This is a genomic window from Janthinobacterium sp. B9-8 (assembly GCF_000969645.2).
In the GTDB taxonomy this organism is placed as follows: Bacteria; Pseudomonadota; Gammaproteobacteria; order Burkholderiales; family Chitinibacteraceae; genus Iodobacter.
This window is the reverse complement of the sequence record NZ_CP014222.1, coordinates 1,264,864-1,283,428: the sequence shown is the minus strand read 5'-3', so window position 1 is coordinate 1,283,428 and position 18,565 is coordinate 1,264,864. Positions and strand designations below refer to the sequence as shown.

Annotated in this window: 18 protein-coding genes and 1 pseudogene; 7 read left to right on the top strand and 12 right to left on the bottom strand. The window is 51.2% G+C overall.

The window, feature by feature from the left end:
* Positions 1–418 precede the first annotated feature (418 nt).
* On the bottom strand, positions 419–2,464 hold the full coding sequence (gene pta, locus VN23_RS05690) for a phosphate acetyltransferase (protein WP_046350057.1): 2,046 nt from the start codon (positions 2,462–2,464) through the stop codon (positions 419–421).
* Positions 2,465–2,901: 437 nt separating this feature from the next.
* Between pta and VN23_RS05685 the strand changes: the two genes are divergently transcribed.
* Positions 2,902–3,687, top strand: a complete 786-nt coding sequence (locus VN23_RS05685; protein ID WP_046350056.1) for a ParA family protein — start codon at positions 2,902–2,904, stop codon at positions 3,685–3,687.
* Between the two features lie 220 nt (positions 3,688–3,907).
* Here VN23_RS05685 and VN23_RS05680 read toward each other — a convergent pair whose 3' ends face one another.
* The 3 genes from VN23_RS05680 to pmbA all read right to left on the bottom strand — a co-directional run bounded on the left by VN23_RS05680 (position 3,908) and on the right by pmbA (position 6,518).
* Positions 3,908–4,291 (bottom strand): DUF7668 domain-containing protein, encoded by a 384-nt coding sequence (locus VN23_RS05680; protein ID WP_046350055.1) that lies wholly within the window; start codon positions 4,289–4,291, stop codon positions 3,908–3,910.
* 146 nt (positions 4,292–4,437) lie between these two features.
* Positions 4,438–5,070: a DNA-3-methyladenine glycosylase family protein gene (locus VN23_RS05675; protein WP_156455123.1), complete on the bottom strand. Its 633-nt coding sequence runs from the start codon at positions 5,068–5,070 to the stop codon at positions 4,438–4,440.
* Between the two features lie 110 nt (positions 5,071–5,180).
* Positions 5,181–6,518: a metalloprotease PmbA gene (gene pmbA / locus VN23_RS05670; RefSeq protein WP_156455249.1), complete on the bottom strand. Its 1,338-nt coding sequence runs from the start codon at positions 6,516–6,518 to the stop codon at positions 5,181–5,183.
* A gap of 193 nt (positions 6,519–6,711) precedes the next feature.
* On the opposite strand from pmbA, the gene yjgA reads away from it, so the two are divergent.
* The 4 genes from yjgA (at position 6,712) to VN23_RS05650 (ending at position 9,284) form a co-directional block, all read left to right on the top strand.
* A complete protein-coding gene (gene yjgA / locus VN23_RS05665; protein WP_046350207.1) occupies positions 6,712–7,275 on the top strand; it encodes a ribosome biogenesis factor YjgA in 564 nt (187 codons plus the stop codon).
* A complete protein-coding gene (locus VN23_RS05660; protein WP_046350053.1) occupies positions 7,276–7,932 on the top strand; it encodes an HAD-IA family hydrolase in 657 nt (218 codons plus the stop codon). It begins immediately after the preceding gene.
* Positions 7,929–8,507, top strand: coding sequence for a molybdopterin adenylyltransferase (mog, locus tag VN23_RS05655; RefSeq protein WP_046350052.1), 579 nt, complete (start codon positions 7,929–7,931; stop codon positions 8,505–8,507). The genes VN23_RS05660 and mog overlap by 4 nt, the downstream gene beginning before the upstream one ends.
* 105 nt (positions 8,508–8,612) lie before the next feature.
* Positions 8,613–9,284, top strand: coding sequence for an alpha/beta hydrolase (locus VN23_RS05650; protein ID WP_046350051.1), 672 nt, complete (start codon positions 8,613–8,615; stop codon positions 9,282–9,284).
* A gap of 43 nt (positions 9,285–9,327) precedes the next feature.
* Here the strand turns inward: VN23_RS05650 and VN23_RS05645 are convergent, their stop codons facing one another.
* On the bottom strand, positions 9,328–10,236 hold the full coding sequence (locus VN23_RS05645; protein ID WP_052746374.1) for a glycerophosphodiester phosphodiesterase family protein: 909 nt from the start codon (positions 10,234–10,236) through the stop codon (positions 9,328–9,330).
* 198 nt (positions 10,237–10,434) lie between these two features.
* On the opposite strand from VN23_RS05645, the gene VN23_RS05640 reads away from it, so the two are divergent.
* Positions 10,435–11,184: a 5'-methylthioadenosine/adenosylhomocysteine nucleosidase gene (locus tag VN23_RS05640; RefSeq protein ID WP_046350050.1), complete on the top strand. Its 750-nt coding sequence runs from the start codon at positions 10,435–10,437 to the stop codon at positions 11,182–11,184.
* Positions 11,185–11,221: 37 nt separating this feature from the next.
* On the opposite strand, the gene tssG is transcribed toward VN23_RS05640, so the two are convergent.
* Both tssG and tssF read right to left on the bottom strand, forming a co-directional pair.
* Positions 11,222–12,235 carry a type VI secretion system baseplate subunit TssG gene (gene tssG, locus VN23_RS05635; RefSeq protein WP_046350049.1) on the bottom strand — a complete coding sequence of 338 codons (1,014 nt, stop codon included), beginning with the start codon at positions 12,233–12,235 and terminating at the stop codon, positions 11,222–11,224.
* A gap of 132 nt (positions 12,236–12,367) precedes the next feature.
* A complete protein-coding gene (gene tssF, locus VN23_RS05630; protein WP_046350048.1) occupies positions 12,368–14,221 on the bottom strand; it encodes a type VI secretion system baseplate subunit TssF in 1,854 nt (617 codons plus the stop codon).
* 225 nt (positions 14,222–14,446) lie between these two features.
* Here tssF and tssA point away from each other — a divergent pair, with 225 nt between their 5' ends.
* A complete protein-coding gene (tssA, locus tag VN23_RS05625) occupies positions 14,447–15,556 on the top strand; it encodes a type VI secretion system protein TssA (protein WP_046350047.1) in 1,110 nt (369 codons plus the stop codon).
* Positions 15,557–15,775: 219 nt separating this feature from the next.
* Here the strand turns inward: tssA and VN23_RS22400 are convergent.
* From VN23_RS22400 to VN23_RS05605, 5 genes and pseudogenes are all read right to left on the bottom strand, one after another.
* Positions 15,776–15,880 (bottom strand): annotated as a pseudogene (locus VN23_RS22400) (hypothetical protein); the annotation flags it as partial.
* Between the two features lie 110 nt (positions 15,881–15,990).
* Positions 15,991–16,179 (bottom strand): hypothetical protein, encoded by a 189-nt coding sequence (locus VN23_RS21945; protein WP_046350046.1) that lies wholly within the window; start codon positions 16,177–16,179, stop codon positions 15,991–15,993.
* A gap of 52 nt (positions 16,180–16,231) precedes the next feature.
* Positions 16,232–16,657 (bottom strand): OmpA family protein, encoded by a 426-nt coding sequence (locus tag VN23_RS05615; RefSeq protein ID WP_052746373.1) that lies wholly within the window; start codon positions 16,655–16,657, stop codon positions 16,232–16,234.
* Between the two features lie 191 nt (positions 16,658–16,848).
* Complete coding sequence (locus VN23_RS05610) at positions 16,849–17,112, bottom strand: PAAR domain-containing protein (RefSeq protein WP_046350045.1); 264 nt, start codon at positions 17,110–17,112, stop codon at positions 16,849–16,851.
* A complete protein-coding gene (locus VN23_RS05605) occupies positions 17,109–18,557 on the bottom strand; it encodes a hypothetical protein (protein ID WP_046350044.1) in 1,449 nt (482 codons plus the stop codon). The genes VN23_RS05610 and VN23_RS05605 overlap by 4 nt, the downstream gene beginning before the upstream one ends.
* Positions 18,558–18,565 lie beyond the last annotated feature (8 nt).

Sequence of the window (18,565 nt, the reverse complement as noted above, 5' to 3'; positions counted from 1 at the left end):
GTCGACGGCTCATTGGGGCGTCTCCAGCTTTTTTTCATTGAAAGTACCAGACGAACAAATCTTTCTAGTCGGCCTATTCTACTTTTAAGTAGATTACATTTATCTTCTTTTATTGAAATTCAAGGCTCTGACTTAATCCTATGCAAGCAGTTCAATTGAATCCAAAAAATAGGCCTGCAGCCCAAGCAAGGTCCAATCCTATCAACTTCAGCTTTTGTCTTAAGATGAATCGGGATTTCGTAGGATGTACAACAACGTAGTCGTTGCGCACCGAGAGTGGTGCGCAAGAAAAACGACTTGCACACCCGAAGCGAAACCTTGCCCTATTTTTTACCTTAAGTTGATAGGATTGAAGCAGGCCGCCCTATTTAGACCAAAAAAAACCGAGCAAAAGCTCGGCTTTTTTGGAAAAGCACAATTACGCAGCCAAATCCTGAGCCTGAATAGCGGTCAAGGCAATGGTAAAGACAATATCGTCGACCAAAGCGCCGCGCGACAGATCATTTACCGGTTTACGCAAGCCCTGCAACATCGGGCCAACGCTCACCACATGGGCGCTACGCTGTACGGCCTTGTAAGTGGTATTGCCGGTATTCAGGTCTGGGAACACAAAGACTGTCGCTTTACCTGCCACCGCACTGCTTGGCGCTTTTTGAGCGGCCACTTCGGATACCGATGCCGCGTCATACTGCAATGGGCCATCCAAGACCAGATCAGGATAAAGGCTATGCGCCAGTGCAGTGGCTTCACGCACCTTATCAACATCCGCCCCAGCGCCTGAGATACCGGTACTGTAGCTGATCATCGCCACTTTAGGATCTACACCAAAAGCACGGGCGCTATCGGCGCTTTGCTTGGCGATTTCTGCCAGTTGTGTGGCATTTGGATTAGGGTTGATCGCGCAATCGCCGTAAACCAAGACTTGCTCTGGCATCAGCATAAAGAATACCGACGATACAATCGACGAGCCCGGCGCTGTTTTAATTAGCTGCAAGGCTGGGCGCACGGTGCTGGCGGTAGTGTGAATGGCACCAGACACCAAGCCATCAACCTTATTTACGGCCAACATCATTGTGCCCAGCACCACGGTATCTTCAAGCTGCTGCAAAGCCTGCCCTGCGGTCAAGCCTTTGCTCTTACGCAACTCAACCATCGGCGCCACATACTCATGGCGCACCACATCGGGATCAAGAATTTCCAAGCTAGCAGGCAGCACTACACCTTGTGCCGCAGCAATGGCTTCGATGGTGGCGCGCTTACCGAGCAATACGCAGTGGGCAATGCCTTTTTCTTCACAAATAATGGCAGCACGAATAGTGCGCGGCTCTTCACCCTCGGGCAAGACTACGGTTTTACGTACAGAGCGCGCTTTTTGAATCAGCTGATAGCGGAAAGCCGGTGGTGACATGCGAGTCGATGGCGGCACGTGCACCGCATTCATTAGCATACTCATATCAATTTGTTCAGCGACCGCATCTAGCACCAGATTCATGCGCTCGCTATCGTCCTCGGCCACAGCAGGCGGTAGCTGGGTAATACGAATCGCCGTATTAAAACTATCACTATCGGTACGCAGTACCGGAATACCACTGGTTAATGCCTGACGGGCCAGCTCTAAAATACGATCATCAGGCTTACTCGAATGCGTAAGCAGCAAGCCGGCCAATTGCACGCCCGTACTCGCGGCCAAGGCCGTTGCCAGCATCACATCGTCCCTATCCCCTGCGCTAATCACCAAGGCTCCCGCTTTTAGACGCTCAATCACTTCAGGCACAGAGCGCGCAGCAATCACAGTCTCTAATACACGGCGATTAGCGATATCGCCTTCGATCAGGATTTCAGCATTTAGATGGCGAGCAATATCTAGGGTGCGTGGGGCGAGCAAAGCGGGATCAAATTTAATCACGCCCCAGAGCGGGATACCATCCAGCTCATACTGCACAGATGCCGCATCAAATTGCGCTGGTGCTTTATTAAAAATCACCCCTGCCACTTTGCAGCCTTCATTTTTAAGCTGGCTTGCGGCAAGACGGGACTCTGCAATGGCACCTGTGGCACGAGCATTGGCCACCAGAATGACTTCTGCCTGTAAGCTACGCGCTACTTCATTATTTAGCCTTGCTGTAAAAGAATTGCTTGGATCAAGGTGCATCCCCTCCACAACCAACACATCTACATCGTGAGCAGCGCCCATGCAAAGGCTGACAATATCTTCCAGCAGTTCATCATTCTGCCCGGCAGACACGCGGGCAATCACTTGCGCAATCGATAAGGATTGTGGGCATTCAATCTGGCAAATTTGTGCGGCAAAATGCGTGGAGCGCTCAATACCCTGCGGCTCTTGGGATACCGGCTTTACAAAGCCTACTTTTAAGCCTTGATGTTGCAGGGCACGAACCACACCCAAAGAAACCGAAGTAAGGCCGACATTTTGTCGGGTTGGAGCCACAAAAAAGGTTTGCATAGATCATCCTCAGCACGTAACAAACTTTGCTACTAAAAAAAACAAATCCAATAAGAAAAAAGACTGGCGGCGCATGGCAACAGACTGTAATGCCCGCAAAGGCCGTCAATGTAGAACAAAGCGTCGCTTTTAGGTCGGCAACTTTCACACCTCAAGCACGAACTTTGTTCCATGTCATAAAAAAATGCTGCAACGCACCTAAATTTGCTTAAATGAAGAGAAACCTATGGCCGTCTGATGAGTTTAGCAGCCCTTCGTGTAAAAACAGCCGTACCTTAGCAGCGCACTCCGGCACGAAGAAAGCTTAGCAAAAACTTAAGTAACCCTGTCACCCTGCTTTAAAACAAAGATTCGAGTTAGAATCGCATAGCACCATTTAGCGCAACAGTCGCCTAGTCGACTAATCAGTCCTTCAATCAATCAGCCCGGTGAGATTTATGACGGTTATTGTCGTTTTTAATCAAAAAGGTGGCGTAGGCAAAACCACAGTCAGCGCCAACCTAGCCGCCGCCATCGCCAAAAATGGCGTAGAGCCGCTGCTTATTGATTTAGACCCGCAAGCCCATCTCACCTCGCTCTACGGCATTAAACCCAAAAGCAGCCAAAGTATTTATCGCTTCTTTCAGGGCGCCAGTTCTTTATCTGACCTTATTATTAGCAGAGATGACGGCATCAATTTTGTGCCTTCGCATTTAGAGCTTGGAAAAGTAGACGCGCAGCTTACACGCCACAAAGATCATGTATGGCGGCTGAAGCTGGCACTCACAGCAGAAATGCTCTCTGGCTTTGGCCTGCCGATTATTATCGACTGCACTCCCACATTGGGCGTGTTGTCATTTTCGGCCATGTTTGCCGCCGACATCATCTTAGCCCCCGTTGCCGCTGAATACCTTGCGCTGAACGGCGCATTACAACTGGCGCAAACACTAAAAGGGCTCGAGAAGTTTCAAGCCAGAAAACCAAGACGCTTTTTAATTAACCGCTACACACCGGGGCAAATCACCGCCGAAACGGTAGCGGGCCAGCTCACCAAGCATTTCCCGGGCGAAGTGCTTAAAACACGGATCAGAGAACAAGAAGCGCTCTCGGCAGCGGTGGGCAGCGGCGCAAACATCTTCGACTTCGCCCCTACTTCTGGCGCAGCGGCTGATTTCACTTTCTTATTGGATGAGCTGATCGAATCAAACCTCATCTCGCTATCGCTTGATTTGCCGTTTGAGTGAGGTTTTTTAGATAAAGATAGAAAGATCTGTAGACACAGAGAACACGGAGGTTAAAAGCAGAGCACCGAAAAACCCTTGAGAAAAAAACGAAAACCTGTAAATCTTTCTGTATACAGGTCTGCAATGAGCATTTAACTAAGATGGTGTAAATGCCTTTCCTCGAGTAAATCTCACATCAAGGGTTCCAATTGATTGCCAAAAGTTACAAGCTCAATGCCAGTCATGGTACATACACTAAGTGAACCTCAAAAACAAAAGCCGAGCCATTCTCATAAACTCGAACATGCAGAACCAAGTCACTAGCGCCCTCACTCTCCGTAAACAGATCAACCATAACGCTCCAATGACCCTCTTGCCATTGGCATACAGATGTCTGCCATGCTTCTTCTGGCAAGCTGATTAATAGAGCGCCATAATTCTGGATATTGTCAGCGATTCCCTCCGCATCCTCTACTGAAATCGGGCGCACACATGCTATCCCTCGTGCAAGTGTAAAGTCTTTATCCTTAAATGCCTCCACGATTTCAGAAAAGGTATTCCTCCATGCAGATGGAACCGGTTGCTGGCCGTGCTTATCTTTCAACACAGATACTACGTTGCTCACAGTTATCTCCTATAAAGATTCTTATGACAATCAACTCAGACCTCTGCATGGCTATCATGGGTAACTCGCCTTTCCTCTTTTTCTTTTCTCTGTGAGCTCGGTGCTCTCACCGGCCTCTGTGTCCACAGATCTTTTTAGCCATCCATCTAATACTCCACCGGCACCGGATCCAAGCTGCGCCATAGATACCATGTGGCGACAGTGCACCAAGGTTGCCAATTATGCGCCAAGTCACTAATATCCCCTCGTGGTAGGCGCTCTCCATCGTGGTAGAGCAGCGCAATGGCTTTGAGTAAGCCGATATCATCCAGTGGCAGCACATTGGGGCGGAGCAGGTAGAAGATTAAAAACATCTCGGCGGTCCAGCGGCCTATACCGCGAATATCCACCAGTTTGACTATCACAGCCTCGTCATCCAAATCATGCCAAAGCGCTACATCCAATAGGCCAGCCTGCTGGTGCTTAGCCAAATCGTAGAGATATTCCACTTTACGGGCCGATAAGCCGCAGGTGCGTAATTCTTCTACGCTGCTTTCCAATACGCGCGCAGCTTCAATCTTTTGTAGATGCGCGGCAAAGCGAGCCCATACCGAATCGGCAGCTTTTACAGAGATTTGCTGGCCGACGATGGCGCGGGCCAGTGTATGAAACACCTCACCTCGCCCTTCCAGGCTGATATCGGGATAGCTGGCAATTAAACCGGCCATCACAGGATCGGCAGCAGCCAGCGCCGCAGTGGCTTGGTCCCAATATGCAGGCTTTCCGTAAATAGCGCTCATTTGATTCTCTCTTAGCCATGCCATTGCAAAGCAGAAACTTATCCAGCGGGCAAAAAAATGGCGGAAGAAGGGGTGTAAGCTTCGCCCCCCTTCCGCCTTACATCAGCAAATTACTCGCCAGCAACCGTCATCTTGCTCACTAAAATCGAACCGACCTTGCGGCTAGACCAAGGCTGGCTGTCGTCGCCGATGCCGACGATATTTTTAAAGATGTCACGCAAATTACCGGCAATGGTGATTTCTTCTACTGCGTATTGAATCACGCCGTTTTTTACCCAAAAGCCTGCAGCACCACGGGAATAATCACCCGTGACCATATTAGTGCCGTGGCCAAGCAATTCGGTAACAAATAAGCCTGTACCCAATTCTGCAAGCAATTGAGCAAAGGTATGAGTCGGCGCAACGATCAGATTATGCGAGCCGCCTGCATTGCCGGTAGTACTCATGCCTAATTTACGTGCGGAATAGCTGGATAAGAAATAACCATTGAGCACGCCTTGGCTGACCACATCACGCGCCACGGTGGCTACGCCTTCGGCATCAAATGCGCCGCTGCTCATGCCTTTTTTCAGGAATGGGTCTTCTTTAATGCTGACACAAGGCGCAAAAATAGTTTGTCCTAGGCTATCTGGCAAAAAGCTTGATTTGCGGTAAAGGCTGCTACCGCTAACGGCCTGCACAAAGGTGCCGATCAAACCCGAAGCAACCGGCGCTTCAAACAACACCGGATACTCACCGGTTTTAACGCGGCGCGCGCCAAGACGGCGTAAGGATCGCTCGCCTGCTCGCTGGCCCACGGCGGCAGCCGAATCTAAATCTAAGTGAGATCTGGCCGAGCTATACCAGTAATCGCGCTGCATGCCCGATTCATCCTCGGCAATCACCGCAGCAGACAGGCTATAGCGCGAGCTGCACTCCGCCCCCATAAAGCCCAAGGAATTGGCATACACAAAGCGACTCGCGCCGGTCGAAACCGACGCCCCTTCCGAGTTAGTAATGCGCTTATCCACGCCGCGAGCCGCGTCTTCGCATTCAGTAGCCAAGGCAATGGCGCCCTCTACTGATAAATCCCAGGGATGGTACAAATCAAAATCAGGGAAAGAAGTGGCTAATCGATCTGCATCCGGCAAGCCCGCAAAAGAATCGGCAGCAGTAAAACGGGCAATCGCCAGCGCGGCTTTTACGGTTTCTTTAATCGCATTGGGTGAAAAATCGCTACTGCTGGCATGGCCTTTTTGCTGACCAAGATAAACAGTGACGCCGACGCCTTTATCGCGGTTGTATTCGATGGTTTCCACTTCACCCAAACGCACCGACACATTTTGCCCGTAGCCTTCAGACACATCCACATCGCAGGCTGTTGCGCCCTGATTTTTTGCCTGCTCAAGCACCATAGCGGCTAAATCACATAATTCTTGCTGATCAAAACTAAATTCGGACACTTTGATTCCCTGTTTAGCGATTCGTTGTTTATAAAGCACATCGACGACGCGAGGGGCGTCGAAATATATATTTTGAGTAGGCTAGCAAACCACTTTTACACACTAAGCTTTAGCCTCTGTTCTTTTTTCTATGCACTCTATGGCAGAAAAAGAGGCAGTCTTTGGTATCATACCGGTTTTGCAAGCAAGTAGCCCTATCATGGCAAGACCAAAACACGACCTTCCTGACGACGATATCGAGTACGTCAGCAAAACAGAAATGAAGTCAGAAATGACCGCCCTGCAAAAACTTGGCGAAAAACTGATCCCGCTCGATAAAAAGCAACTGGCCACGCTCAAGCTACCAGAACGGCTTTATGACGCCATTATTGCAGCGAAAAAAATCACCGCAAATGGTGCGACGGCCAGACAAAAGCAATTTATCGGCAAGCTAATGCGCGATGTCGATCCAGAGCCAATTAACGAGCTACTGGCTAAATTAGCAGGCCTTTCTGACAAGCACAGCGCTTGGTTGCATCGCTTAGAGCGTTTACGTGAAAGCATGCTGACCGACCCTAAAACTGTTGAAAATTTCGTTACCGATCATCCAACGGTAGAAATTCAGCAATTGCGCCAGCTGGTTCGTAATGCATTAAAAGAGCGTGAGCTACAAAAACCAGCCAAAGCGTTCCGCGAATTATTTAAGCTCATTAAGCAATATATTCCAGAGCCAGCCTTACCCGGCCTTGAAGTATCTGCCCCTGAAGAAGAAGACGAAGAATAAATGACTTGGCAAATCGAATGCACTGCACTGCTGTTCGATATGGACGGCACCTTAGTTGATTCAACCCCTTGTATCGAAGGGCTATGGCGACGATGGGCTGTTCGCCAACATTTAGATCCAGACTTTGTGATGCAGCATGTGCATGGACGGCGCGGCATAGAAACCATTGCCCTCGTCGCCCCGCACCTTGATGCCGCGGCCGAAGTGGCCGTATTACTACAAGAAGAAGCCCGTAAATTAGACGGCACAGTGGCCATTGATGGTGCGGCGGATTTCCTAGCTCAGCTGCGCCCAGATCAATGGGCCGTTGTCACCTCTGCTCCACGCGACATCGCCTTAGCTAAATTAGCTTATGCGGGCCTGCCTGCGCCAACAAGGCTGATTTCGGCAGACGATGTAAGCCAAGGCAAGCCGCACCCCGAAGCTTTTTTAAAAGGCGCGGCGCTGTTTGGCTTAGACCCACAGCAATGCGTGGCCTTTGAAGATGCGCTCAGCGGCGTGCAATCGGCGCAAACAGCGGGCATTCCCGTGATTGCGCTCACCTCATCGCACTCCGCCCAAGAACTCAGTCATGCTGAGCACATCATTACTAATTACCACTCGCTCACCCTTAAAGTAGGCGAGCGCATTGTGATCTCAGGACTTGCCCAGCGATGAATACGCTAAAAATTGGCCTTGTTTCTATTTCTGATCGTGCCTCAAGCGGTGTCTATCAAGACTTAGGCATTCCCGCCTTAGAAGAATGGCTGGGACGCGCGCTAAGCAGCCCGCATCACACCATTAGCCGCCTGATCCCCGACGAGCAAGCGCTAATCGAAGCCACACTAAAGGACTTGGTCGATACAGAAGGCTGTCACCTTATTCTGACCACCGGCGGCACTGGCCCTGCGCTGCGTGATGTTACGCCGGATGCCACACTAGCTATTGCAGATCGCGTGATGCCTGGCTTTGGCGAGCAAATGCGCCAGATCAGCCTGCATTATGTACCCACGGCGATTCTTAGCCGTCAGGTCGGCGCAATTCGTAAGCAGTGTTTGATTTTAAATCTGCCCGGCCAGCCTAAATCGATCAAAGAAACGCTGGAAGGCGTAAAAGATGAAGACGGCAAAGTCTTGGTCAACGGCATCTTTGCCGCCGTACCCTACTGCATTCAGCTATTAGACGGCCCATATATCGAAACCCACGCCGCCATCGTTGCGAGTTTCAGACCTAAATCTGCCATTAAGAACTAAGGCCATTGGCGACGTCATGAACCCGACGTTGAACCTAGCCATTAAAAGTTAACGCCTCATCTAAAGGTGCAATGCACCCAACGTTAAACCCATCAGGAATAAACCATGAGCACCGCCGAATTACTGCAATGCGTAGAAATTGAAACCGCCGATCAGCCAAACGCCAGCGTAATCTGGCTGCATGGCCTTGGCGCGGACGGCAATGATTTTGCGGGCATTGTTCCTGATTTGCAGCTACCGGCACAATTAGCAGTGCGTTTTGTCTTCCCGCACGCACCGAATATGCCCATCAGCTGCAACAACGGCTATGTGATGCGGGCTTGGTACGATATTTTGCATTTCGATCAAATTAGCCGTCAGGCCGATGTGGCGGGTGTAAAGGCCTCGGTAGACATGATCCGCACCCTGATTGCGCGTGAAAACCAGCGCGGTGTACCGAGTAATCGCATTATTCTGGCTGGCTTTTCACAAGGCGGCGCGATTGCCTATACGGCAGGTACGCTGCACCCGGAAAAACTAGCCGGGATTGTGGCGCTATCGACTTACCTGCCTGCGCCTGAGTTGATTCAGGCAGGACTAAGCAACCAAGACACCCCCATCTTTGCCGCACACGGCAGCGCCGACCCTGTTGTTGGCCTTTCCCTTGGCGAAGCCGCAAAAGACAAGCTGAGCGAGCTAGGTTTCACCATTAGCTGGCAAACATGGCCGATGCAGCATTCAGTTTGCATGCCGGAAATCCAGGCCATCGGGCAGTTTATTCGCCAGCGCCTAGGGTAAGACGAGCGCCAGCTCAAGCCTTAAGCCTGAGCTGGCAATATCACTAAGGCTTAACACTCAGGCGAATTGCCTTCATTTTGATTGGCGAATCGCTCATCACATGATCGACACCTAGTTTTTCTGCTGCCTGATAGGCGGCCGGTGTATCCACACCAAAGACAACAATTTTTACATCAGGATTGGTTTTAAAGCAGCTCACCGCTGCAGGCGTCCACCAGCGCGCCTTCACTTCTGAGCGCCCCTCGCCTAAAGTAAATTTCTCTACTACCGTTACCGTTCGCTCTAATTCCATCCCTACCCATGCGCCTGCCGCCGGCGGGGCATCGCAGCTGCCGCTTAATGCCACGCCACTCAAGCGCTGCCGTGTTGCATCTCTGGATTCAAACACCTTTGCTTCACGATAATCGGCGAGCAGGGTTAAAACATCTTTCTCCGTCGAGTAAATACGCACTCGCTGCCATGCTTTTTCCTCATCCAGTACTTTTGCCACGCTAGCCACCAAGGGCGCAGCGGGCAATTGCTTCATATCCAGCAAGATAGGCACTGATTTTGGAATAACGTGCAATGCCTCTTTAAGCGTAGGAATACGTAGGGGCTGTAGGCGATAGGGAAATATTTTATTACCCGAAGCGTCACTCTGACTAAAGGCATAGCCCGCATTTAAACCCGCCAACTGAGCTGCACTCAAAGAATTCAACGGCCCGCGGCCATCAGTCAGTGTGGATGCATCAGCAGGGCGATAGAGCACAGGCACGCCATCGCTTGAGATTTGCACTGTAATCCACAGCATATCCGCGCCGTTTTCCAACGCGCTCTGCAAAGCCAGTAGGGTGTTTTCTGGCGCATCTGCCGTACCGCCCCGATGCGCAACCAGCTGGGGTGCGGCATAAGCGGTACTCACCAGCCATGAAGCACAAAAAACGACGACTATTTTTAAAAAGGGCTGAGCCATAAGCGTTAACGATCCTTAAATCATTCAGACTAAAACCCTTAGATGACAAGAAAGTGACCGCTAAATTTATACATCAGCACCTTCACTTAGAAGTATTTCTTATTAAGCCCTGAAAAGTGATTATTTCATTTGGCATAGCGCCTCAGCTAAGGCATTATCCGCCACCTTACCCTGTACACTTTGTAAGCTAGGAAAAAAATGAAAATCGGAATTATCGGAGCGATGGAGCCTGAAGTGGCCCACCTGATTGCCACTATGGAAAACAGCAGCAAGGAAACAGTCGCCGGTATCGATTTTTACAGCGGCACTCTAGCGAACCACCAAGTGATCGTCACCCGCTCTGGCATTGGCAAAGTCGCAGCCAGCATCGCCACCACGCTTTTAATCGCTAAATATCAGCCCGAAGCCATTATCAATACAGGCTCCGCGGGCGGTTTTGTTGATCACTTATCGATTGGCGACATTGTGATTTCATCCGAAGTGCGCCACCACGACGTGGATGTCACCGCTTTTGGTTATGAAATCGGCCAGATGGCCCAGCAACCTGCCGCCTTTACGCCGGATGCGAGCTTGGTAGCCGCCGCACACCGCGCCGTAGCCAGCCTTGGCCAGGTGCGTGCCATCGATGGCTTGATTTGCACTGGTGATAGCTTTATTTGCGACAGCACCCGCACCGCCGCCATGCTCAAAAACTTCCCAACCATGGCAGCCTGCGAAATGGAAGCCGCAGCCATTGCGCAAGTTTGCCATCAGCACGATCTGCCTTTTGTGATTATCAGATCGCTATCAGATAATGCAAACAACGATTCACCGGTCGATTTTGATCAATACATTATCAAGGCGGGCTACCACTCAGCACTCATGGTGATTGCCTTACTGAATGAGCTAGGGAATAAGGCGCATAGCGCGCCGAAATCCAGACAGCAAACAGCGCCCGCCCTGAATTAAAAAATGGCCCGGATAATTATCCGGGCCATTTTATTTGCTAGTGCAATAAACAAAACGTCATATCACTCGGATCATGATCCAGCTTACCCAGCCAGCAGCTCCCCCCTAGCTGAACCACAGGCTCTTCAGCAAGCTCTGCATCGGGGACATCACGCTGATCCAGAATCAGAGTCACATCACACGCTAGGCTATGCCCCAGCGCAAACTTAAGCAGATCCCTAAGCGAATGTGCAGCGGCCGCATTGGGCTGCAAAGCAGAAAACTGTGACCAGCGTAGCGGCCCCAAGCGCAAATTAAGCTTAGTCTGCCTATCCCACACCCGATCACCCGCAAACGCGGAAACACCTAACTCGCAAGAAGCACCACCCAGCTGGCTTTGCTCTTCTTCCGGTAAATTCATCCACTGCCCAGTAAACTGCACCAGCTCGGCCCTGAAGCCAAAAAAGCCCTCAATCAGCGTCACCAAGGCTTGGCTGGACATCGGCTTCTGGCTTAATAGCCCTGCATAATAAATAAACAGGTTTTCATTATGCAGCGCGCCCTGCCCCATTTGTGCCCGTAGTGCGCTCAGCCCCATTCCGCCCAAATCAAGCAGGTTGCGGCTAAAGCCATCTTGCTCGCCCCCTTCCACTTGCAGCCAGAAGCGATATTTTTTCCAAGCGCCATAAAACAAAGCAATCGAGCGATGGCTAAAAATATCTAAAAAAGCATGTAGGGTAGGGTCACGAAACTGCTGGCGGCGCTCGATCAGTAGCTCGGTATAGCTGGTGGGCAAAACACCGCTCGGCCCCGTTAAGCCCATAAAAGCGACTTCCAGCTCATGCAGCTCGCCATCTTCAGTTTGCACGGCGGTATAACGCGTCATTTCACTGGCAGGGAAAGACAAATTAGCTAAAGTACGAAATCGCAAACCGGCAGGCAAAGGGCCACGTCGATCGCCCCGCTTTCTGGCCGCAAGACCCAACAGCCTGACGGCCTGAAAAAAACCGTAGCCTGTAGGATTGGCTAACAGCTCCTCATCTAAATGACGAGGCAGTTTAGAGCTGGCCATGCAGCTAATTCCTTATTATTTGTTTTATCCAGCGCGGCGCAGGCAAGAAAAGCCGCAAACCGCTGAGCAGACAACATCCGCCTCGCCACAGCACGATGCAAAAGAAGCACCGTAATTCAGCGAGGCAGATGATTAAATCACCAAGGCCTCACCCGCACGGGCCGGCCATGCAGCCAGCTCTTCATGCTTGGTTTTAACCCGTAAACGGGTAAAACTATTGGGCGAGCAATAAAGCGCAAAGAAGCGCTCTAAAACGCTAGCAAACAGATAAATACTGCCGCCCACGTAGTACTCCTCATCCAACGTCAGGGTGATTTCGGTACCGCGTACAAAGCCCGCAAAATCACGACCCAATACACGGGTAACGGCGGGTGCGCTGCTAATGGCGCTAATCCCCTGAATCTGCCTTGTATTCACCGGCGAATCAGTTTGGTTATAGAGCACCAGCATTTCTTGCAAGGCTGAGCGGCCAGACTCAATCAAAGACAAATAATTAAGCGACAGGTGCGAAACCAGACGCCATTGCAAGCCACGTTTTTGCGGCGGACGTAAGCTGTTGCTCGGTTTACGCAATAGCTTCACACGTTTAACCACCGAATGCCCCGGCAAGCTGAAATCGATATGCTGGCCGGACTGGCTCCCCCCAAAAGGGATGAGCTCGGGTAAATCTCGATTGCTGCAAAGTAATTCCAAGCTCAACACCTCGGCCCCCGGCCGCACGGCATTAAAATCAAGATCAACCAGATGCAGCTCTAAATCTGTACCCTTATCATCCTGACGGGGCGAGGCTTCGCGACTGGCATGCCAATAAAACTTTGGCCCATCTTTATTTACACCATGCCGGATTGCATAAAACGGCAAGACTTCTTCGCTACTTTCCTGGCTGCCGGTTTTTTCCACCCTCACTACACGCCTGAGCTGCATCACCTCAAAAGCATGTTGCTTGCGCGCATCGGCCACAACAGGGTAGCTTGCTTTTTGATGAGTCACCCGAATCGGCTCGCCCGCCTGCACAAACAGATTAACAATCGGCGTGCAACCCAGCTTAAAGTGCGAGGCTTGTAAATGATGCAGCAAGCGCGCATGGCGCTCGGTATCTGGCCAGCGTTGAATCAGGCACTGAATAACCAATTTGCTGCCCTGAATTTTAAGCGCCACATCGCCCAGCTGCTGGATATCAACAAATAGAAATTTATCCGGGCAGCTAAAATACTCAGTGAGCAAGCGATACCCCAGAAAAGAGCGCTCATCGTATTCCAGCACGCCCTCATCCCGGCCAAAACCCACCGGCGCAATCGCAGCAGCAGGCAATGATCGGGTGCACGCAGGATCATCGCTTCCGTCACCCACGCGCAAACGCGTTGTGCCTGATAGCAAGAGCTCATACACCAGATGCATTAAGGCGGGCTCGCCATCCAGAAATAAACGCAGCGACTGCAAATTAATCCCGCTGATCGGTAAATTGCCGTGGGTGTTGAATTCCAGCGTTAATACTGCGGCAGCATCGGGTGCGATACGGCGCAAGCTAGGCGAGCTACTGCTCAGCTCCAGCTTGGCATCTGATAAAGACAGCGGATAAAGATCAACCGGATAGCACGTTCTGAATTTACATGTCACCCCCTGAATAGCGGGCGCATGCACCGGCTGACCGCGCTCAATTACATAGCGCTTGGCGATTTCAGGGCGCAGCGGATCGCACTCAAACTGCACGATGCTAGACGATGGAATAGGCCGCAAATAATGCGGATAAAGCACGTCCAGAAAACTGGATGCGATTTCCGGATATTCATCATCGAGTTTTTTATGGATACGTGACGCCAGAAAGGCAAATGATTCGATCAGACGCTCGGTATGCGGATCCTCGCACTGATCCCCTTCCAATTGCAGGCGACCGGCAATTTTGGGGTAGCGGCGGGCAAACTCACCCGACAATTCGCGTAGTAAACTGAGCTCGCGCTCGTAATAAGGCAATAATGAATCTAGCATGCGGACACTGTCTTTCTGGAGTGAATAAGTAGAACCAGCAGATCCTGCACCAATAAATAGCTTAGCGGCCTGCATTAAGCTGACATTATCAGGCAATACTGAGTAATAATGAAAGCAATTGTTAACCTTGTTACTTTTTAAAGCATTCGTTTCACGACAAGTTCAAGTAATTAAAATACCATATTGACAGATTAATTTATTATCACCGAGAGCCCTTTAAACGCCATGACGACCCAAGAAAAACTGGCCACATTACTGGCCCCCATTAGCCCGGATCAACCTGCAGGCGAAGATCTAGGCTATTCAACCCTCTTCGATCAAATCCGTGAAGCACGCCGGGCGGATGATCCCAGCCTTTCTCAAGGCGACTGGGGCCAGCAATTAAAAAGTGCCGACTGGGGCAAAGTAATCCAGCTCTGCAAGCAAGCCCTCAGCCAACAAAGTAAAGATTTACAGTTGGCCGCATGGTATGGCGAAGCCTTGGTAAAAACGCGCGGCTTTGCAGGAGCTCAATTGGCTTTGCAGGTACTGGACGGGCTACTTGAGAATTACTGGGAAACTGGCTACCCGGAGTACGATGCCAACGACTTAGACGAGCGAGTGGGCAAGCTGGAATGGTTTAACAATCAGATGGGCATTGCACTGCGCGAAGTACCGCTGACCGATCCGCTGCACGGCGGCTATAACTGGCAACAATGGCAAGAATCCCGCGAAGTAGAAAACATGGGATTAAAAGATAGCCAAGCCAAAGAAGCGGCACTGGCCGAAGGCAAGCTGGCTGGGGACGTCTTTGATAAAAGCGTAAATGCCAGCGGTGCCAGCTGGTTTAAGCAGCTACATACACAGCTGGAACACACCCAGCAGGCCTATCAGGCTCTGGATAGCCGCATTGATGCCCGCTTTGGCTTTGCCGCGCCCAACTTTGCCGAGCTACGAAACGCACTCAACGCTTGCCTCGAAGTCGTCAACCGCCTGCGCCTGCAATGGGGCGAACCAAGCACACACCACGCCCCCGCACATAGCCCAGAGCTAACGCCCATGATGACCAGCCATGAAGCACCAGCCAGCCACCACCATGCCGCCACACCCCACAGCGGCCAATCATCTAGCCCAGCCCGCCAAGGTCCGCTACAAAGCCGCACAGACGCCGTGCGCCAATTGGTAGAAGTAGCCCGCTACTTCCGCCAGCACGAGCCCCACAGCCCCGTAGCTCTCCTTGCCGAACGCGCCGCCAAGTGGGCAGAAATGAGCCTGGAAGAATGGCTAGGCTCGGTGATCAAAGACGACGCAACGCTAGGCCAGCTCAATGAATTACTAGATATTAAGCGCGATTAAAACAACAGAGGCTTGCGGTGCTGTGGCACGGCAAGCCTTTATTTAAATCAAAGCCCTTTTTCTGCCTTCGCTAAATTCTGCCTTGCTACCTCTAATTCTTTAAGCTTTTGAGTATGGGATTGGCTAAATCCACCTCCCCTTTGATTCCCTGCCGAGATGTTTACCTCATCTTGTTTGCAAAGACGGGATTTTTGGCTTGATGCTCGGCCAAGACTTGCTTCACGATATCGGAATGGATAAATCCTGAAACACGCGTGAAGTGCGGCGGTATCTGAGTAAGGCAAACGGTGGCTCCACCGTCAGCGCATACTTGGCAAAGCCACCATCAGAACCTAGTAATTATGCTTGCGAGACGACACCGCAGCGCTCAATTTCACTACCATTCGCATCAGCGACCGATAAAACCACTGGCAGAACAAGCAAGGATTTAAGCTCTAGAGCACCATCGGGGGATAAGCAATCGATCTGATAGCGGCAAGCCTGATTAATCCCCTCGCTGCCCTCACTCGTTGCGGCAGCAACTGCTCGCCCCGTGCCCCGCCATCGCCTAACTGTAAAGAGATCAAGCGCTGGTCTTGATTAAATGCAGCAGCAAAGCTGCTCAGTAGTTGCGACAGGGGCATGGGGGCACTCATTAAGAGTCAAAAAGAGCGAGCAAGGGAATACTTAGTAAAATTAACCGCCGATTTCCAGCTCAACAGCATGCTCTGCATCATCGGTGTTGTAACGCAAGCTCATTTTGTGATCTGGAACGCCTTGGCTTACCAGGAATTTTTCTACATTAACGGCACGAGCCAAGGCAGAATCTTTAGCGTTGCCAATGTCTTTTTTATTGCAGTACCCGCGCAAAATAATGCTTTTAACGTCTTTAAGCTGAGGTAACAGCGCCATCAGCTGCTCTTCTTGCTGTGGCGTTAGCTTGGCAGCCATTTTTTCAAACTGAAGCATATATGGCTTGCCTATCGCCACAATAACGGGGGGCTTTGCCCATGATGTAGCTGATGCAGAATCAGTTGCAGCAGGTGGGTTCTCTGCACACCCTGTCATGACAGCCGCTGCAAGTACAGCGGAGCAAGCCAAAATAATCCCTGAGTTTTTCATCGTTAAATCCCTTATTTAAAGCAAGCGAGCTGCCTTTCAGCAGCTCAGTTTAGTACTCATCGCTTATCACCCGAATTAGTGATATTTAAAACATTTAAGCGATGATTTAAATACTAACAAGATTCATCTTGTCAGCAACACTAAAGTATAACGGACACTCAGATAATTTTGCAGCCAAGCGGTGTACACCGCTAGCCTTTTCCCACTTCTGGCATCGATGAAATCAATGCCGCGCCACATGCTGTTTTATGGCCTTCCAGCGCCACAGGCTTGCCATCTACTAGCCAGCTGGAATCGCCCTCAATAATCGGGCATACACCGTGCCCCGGAATAGGGCAGCTTACTTTATCCCCTAATAGTGCAACGACCTTGCCAAACAGCACGGTTTTGGATGCACCACTAATCACCACGCCGCCATGGCTGCTCTGATCGCCGATGCGAATCACTTTTTTCATGCTGACTGCTCCTGAGGCTTGATCATTGCCACGCTAAAATGCTCTGTTTCACCACGACGATCAAACTCAATTAATACGGTAGGTGCGGATAAACGGGCGCTGTGTACCACGGCAATGACCGTTTGCAACACAGAACGGGCCGAGCCCACATCGCCCCATTCGCGAATAGAATTACTGGCATCATCAATCGGATTCAAAGGCACCGCATACTGCTGCAATGCAGTAGAAACAGCAGCAAGACGAGTCGCCCCCACATCTACATCGCCGCTATTATGAACCAGCCACAAAATGCTTCCTGCCTGATCTTTAGCCTCGTCTTTATCCTCGCTGCTAAAAGGGTAATCGCGCAAACCAGCATTCACCAGTGCATTATCAAATAAGGTATGGATTTGCCTTGCCATAGGAAGCAATTGTTTTTGCTCAATAATGGCTTGCTCAGCAAGGCGCAGCTCGGCCAGTACCGGCAGTTGCGCCAGCGTATCCTGCCATTGCAAAGGCACACGGCCCCAGCGCTCATCACCGTAGTGCTGCTGCTTTTCCCAATAAGGCGTGTAAGCATCTTGACTGGCTTCTTGCGTGCTCGCCGGTTCAGGCACGGGCAAATTATCGCGCAAAAAGATCATGGCCGCCGCCGCATAGCCCGGCATCCCTCGCCATTTATCCATGGAGCCCTGCTCTGGCCCCGGCTCATCCCACTCATCTTCTAACATGCCACGTGTTAAGAGCGGCGCATCGGCTGCATAGATCACCATGCCGGGCAAGCTAGGGTCTTGCTGGAAAAGTTGCTGCACCCGGCTCATTAAAGCGCCAGAGCCAGGAAAAAAACGTGGCTCCGGATTGGGCGAGCTTTCTTCAAAGCTCTGGTTTGCAATCGCTTGCAACTGAGCCTGTTTCAGCATTTCCAGCTGCTCACGCCCTTCCAGCTCCGGATTGGCTTCAAAGTAATGCGGCAACCAAGCCGCCCCCGGCGCTGCGGAGTAAACATCACTTAATAGCTGCTGCAAGGCTTGCTGAACTTGCTCGGTAGATTCTGCATCAGTAGCGACCTCATCCCGCCCTAATGCCGTCCAGTAAGCACCGCCCGGCATTTCCTCCAGCCACGCGGGCACGTCTTTTACCGGCAAAGCCTGCGCCCACACGCCGCGGCACAGCACTTTTATTTGTCTTTCTGCCAGTGCGGCATAATGCTGCTGCCGGGCCGCCTCACGCTGGGCCTGCCGGTCTGCTTCCGCCGCTTCCTGCCCTGCCGTTTGCGCCTGAACAAGCCGTGATTCACGCACCCTTTGCCAGATACGCCAAGCCATACCAAATATCACGGGCGGGGCCAGATGGGTAAGCAACATGGCCGTTGGGCTCATTTTCTGAAAGCTAATAGGTAAACCCCACCACAGCAATAGCCACCAGCCAGCAAAGAGCCCGCCAAACAGCCCCAGTGTTCCCAACATATTGAATT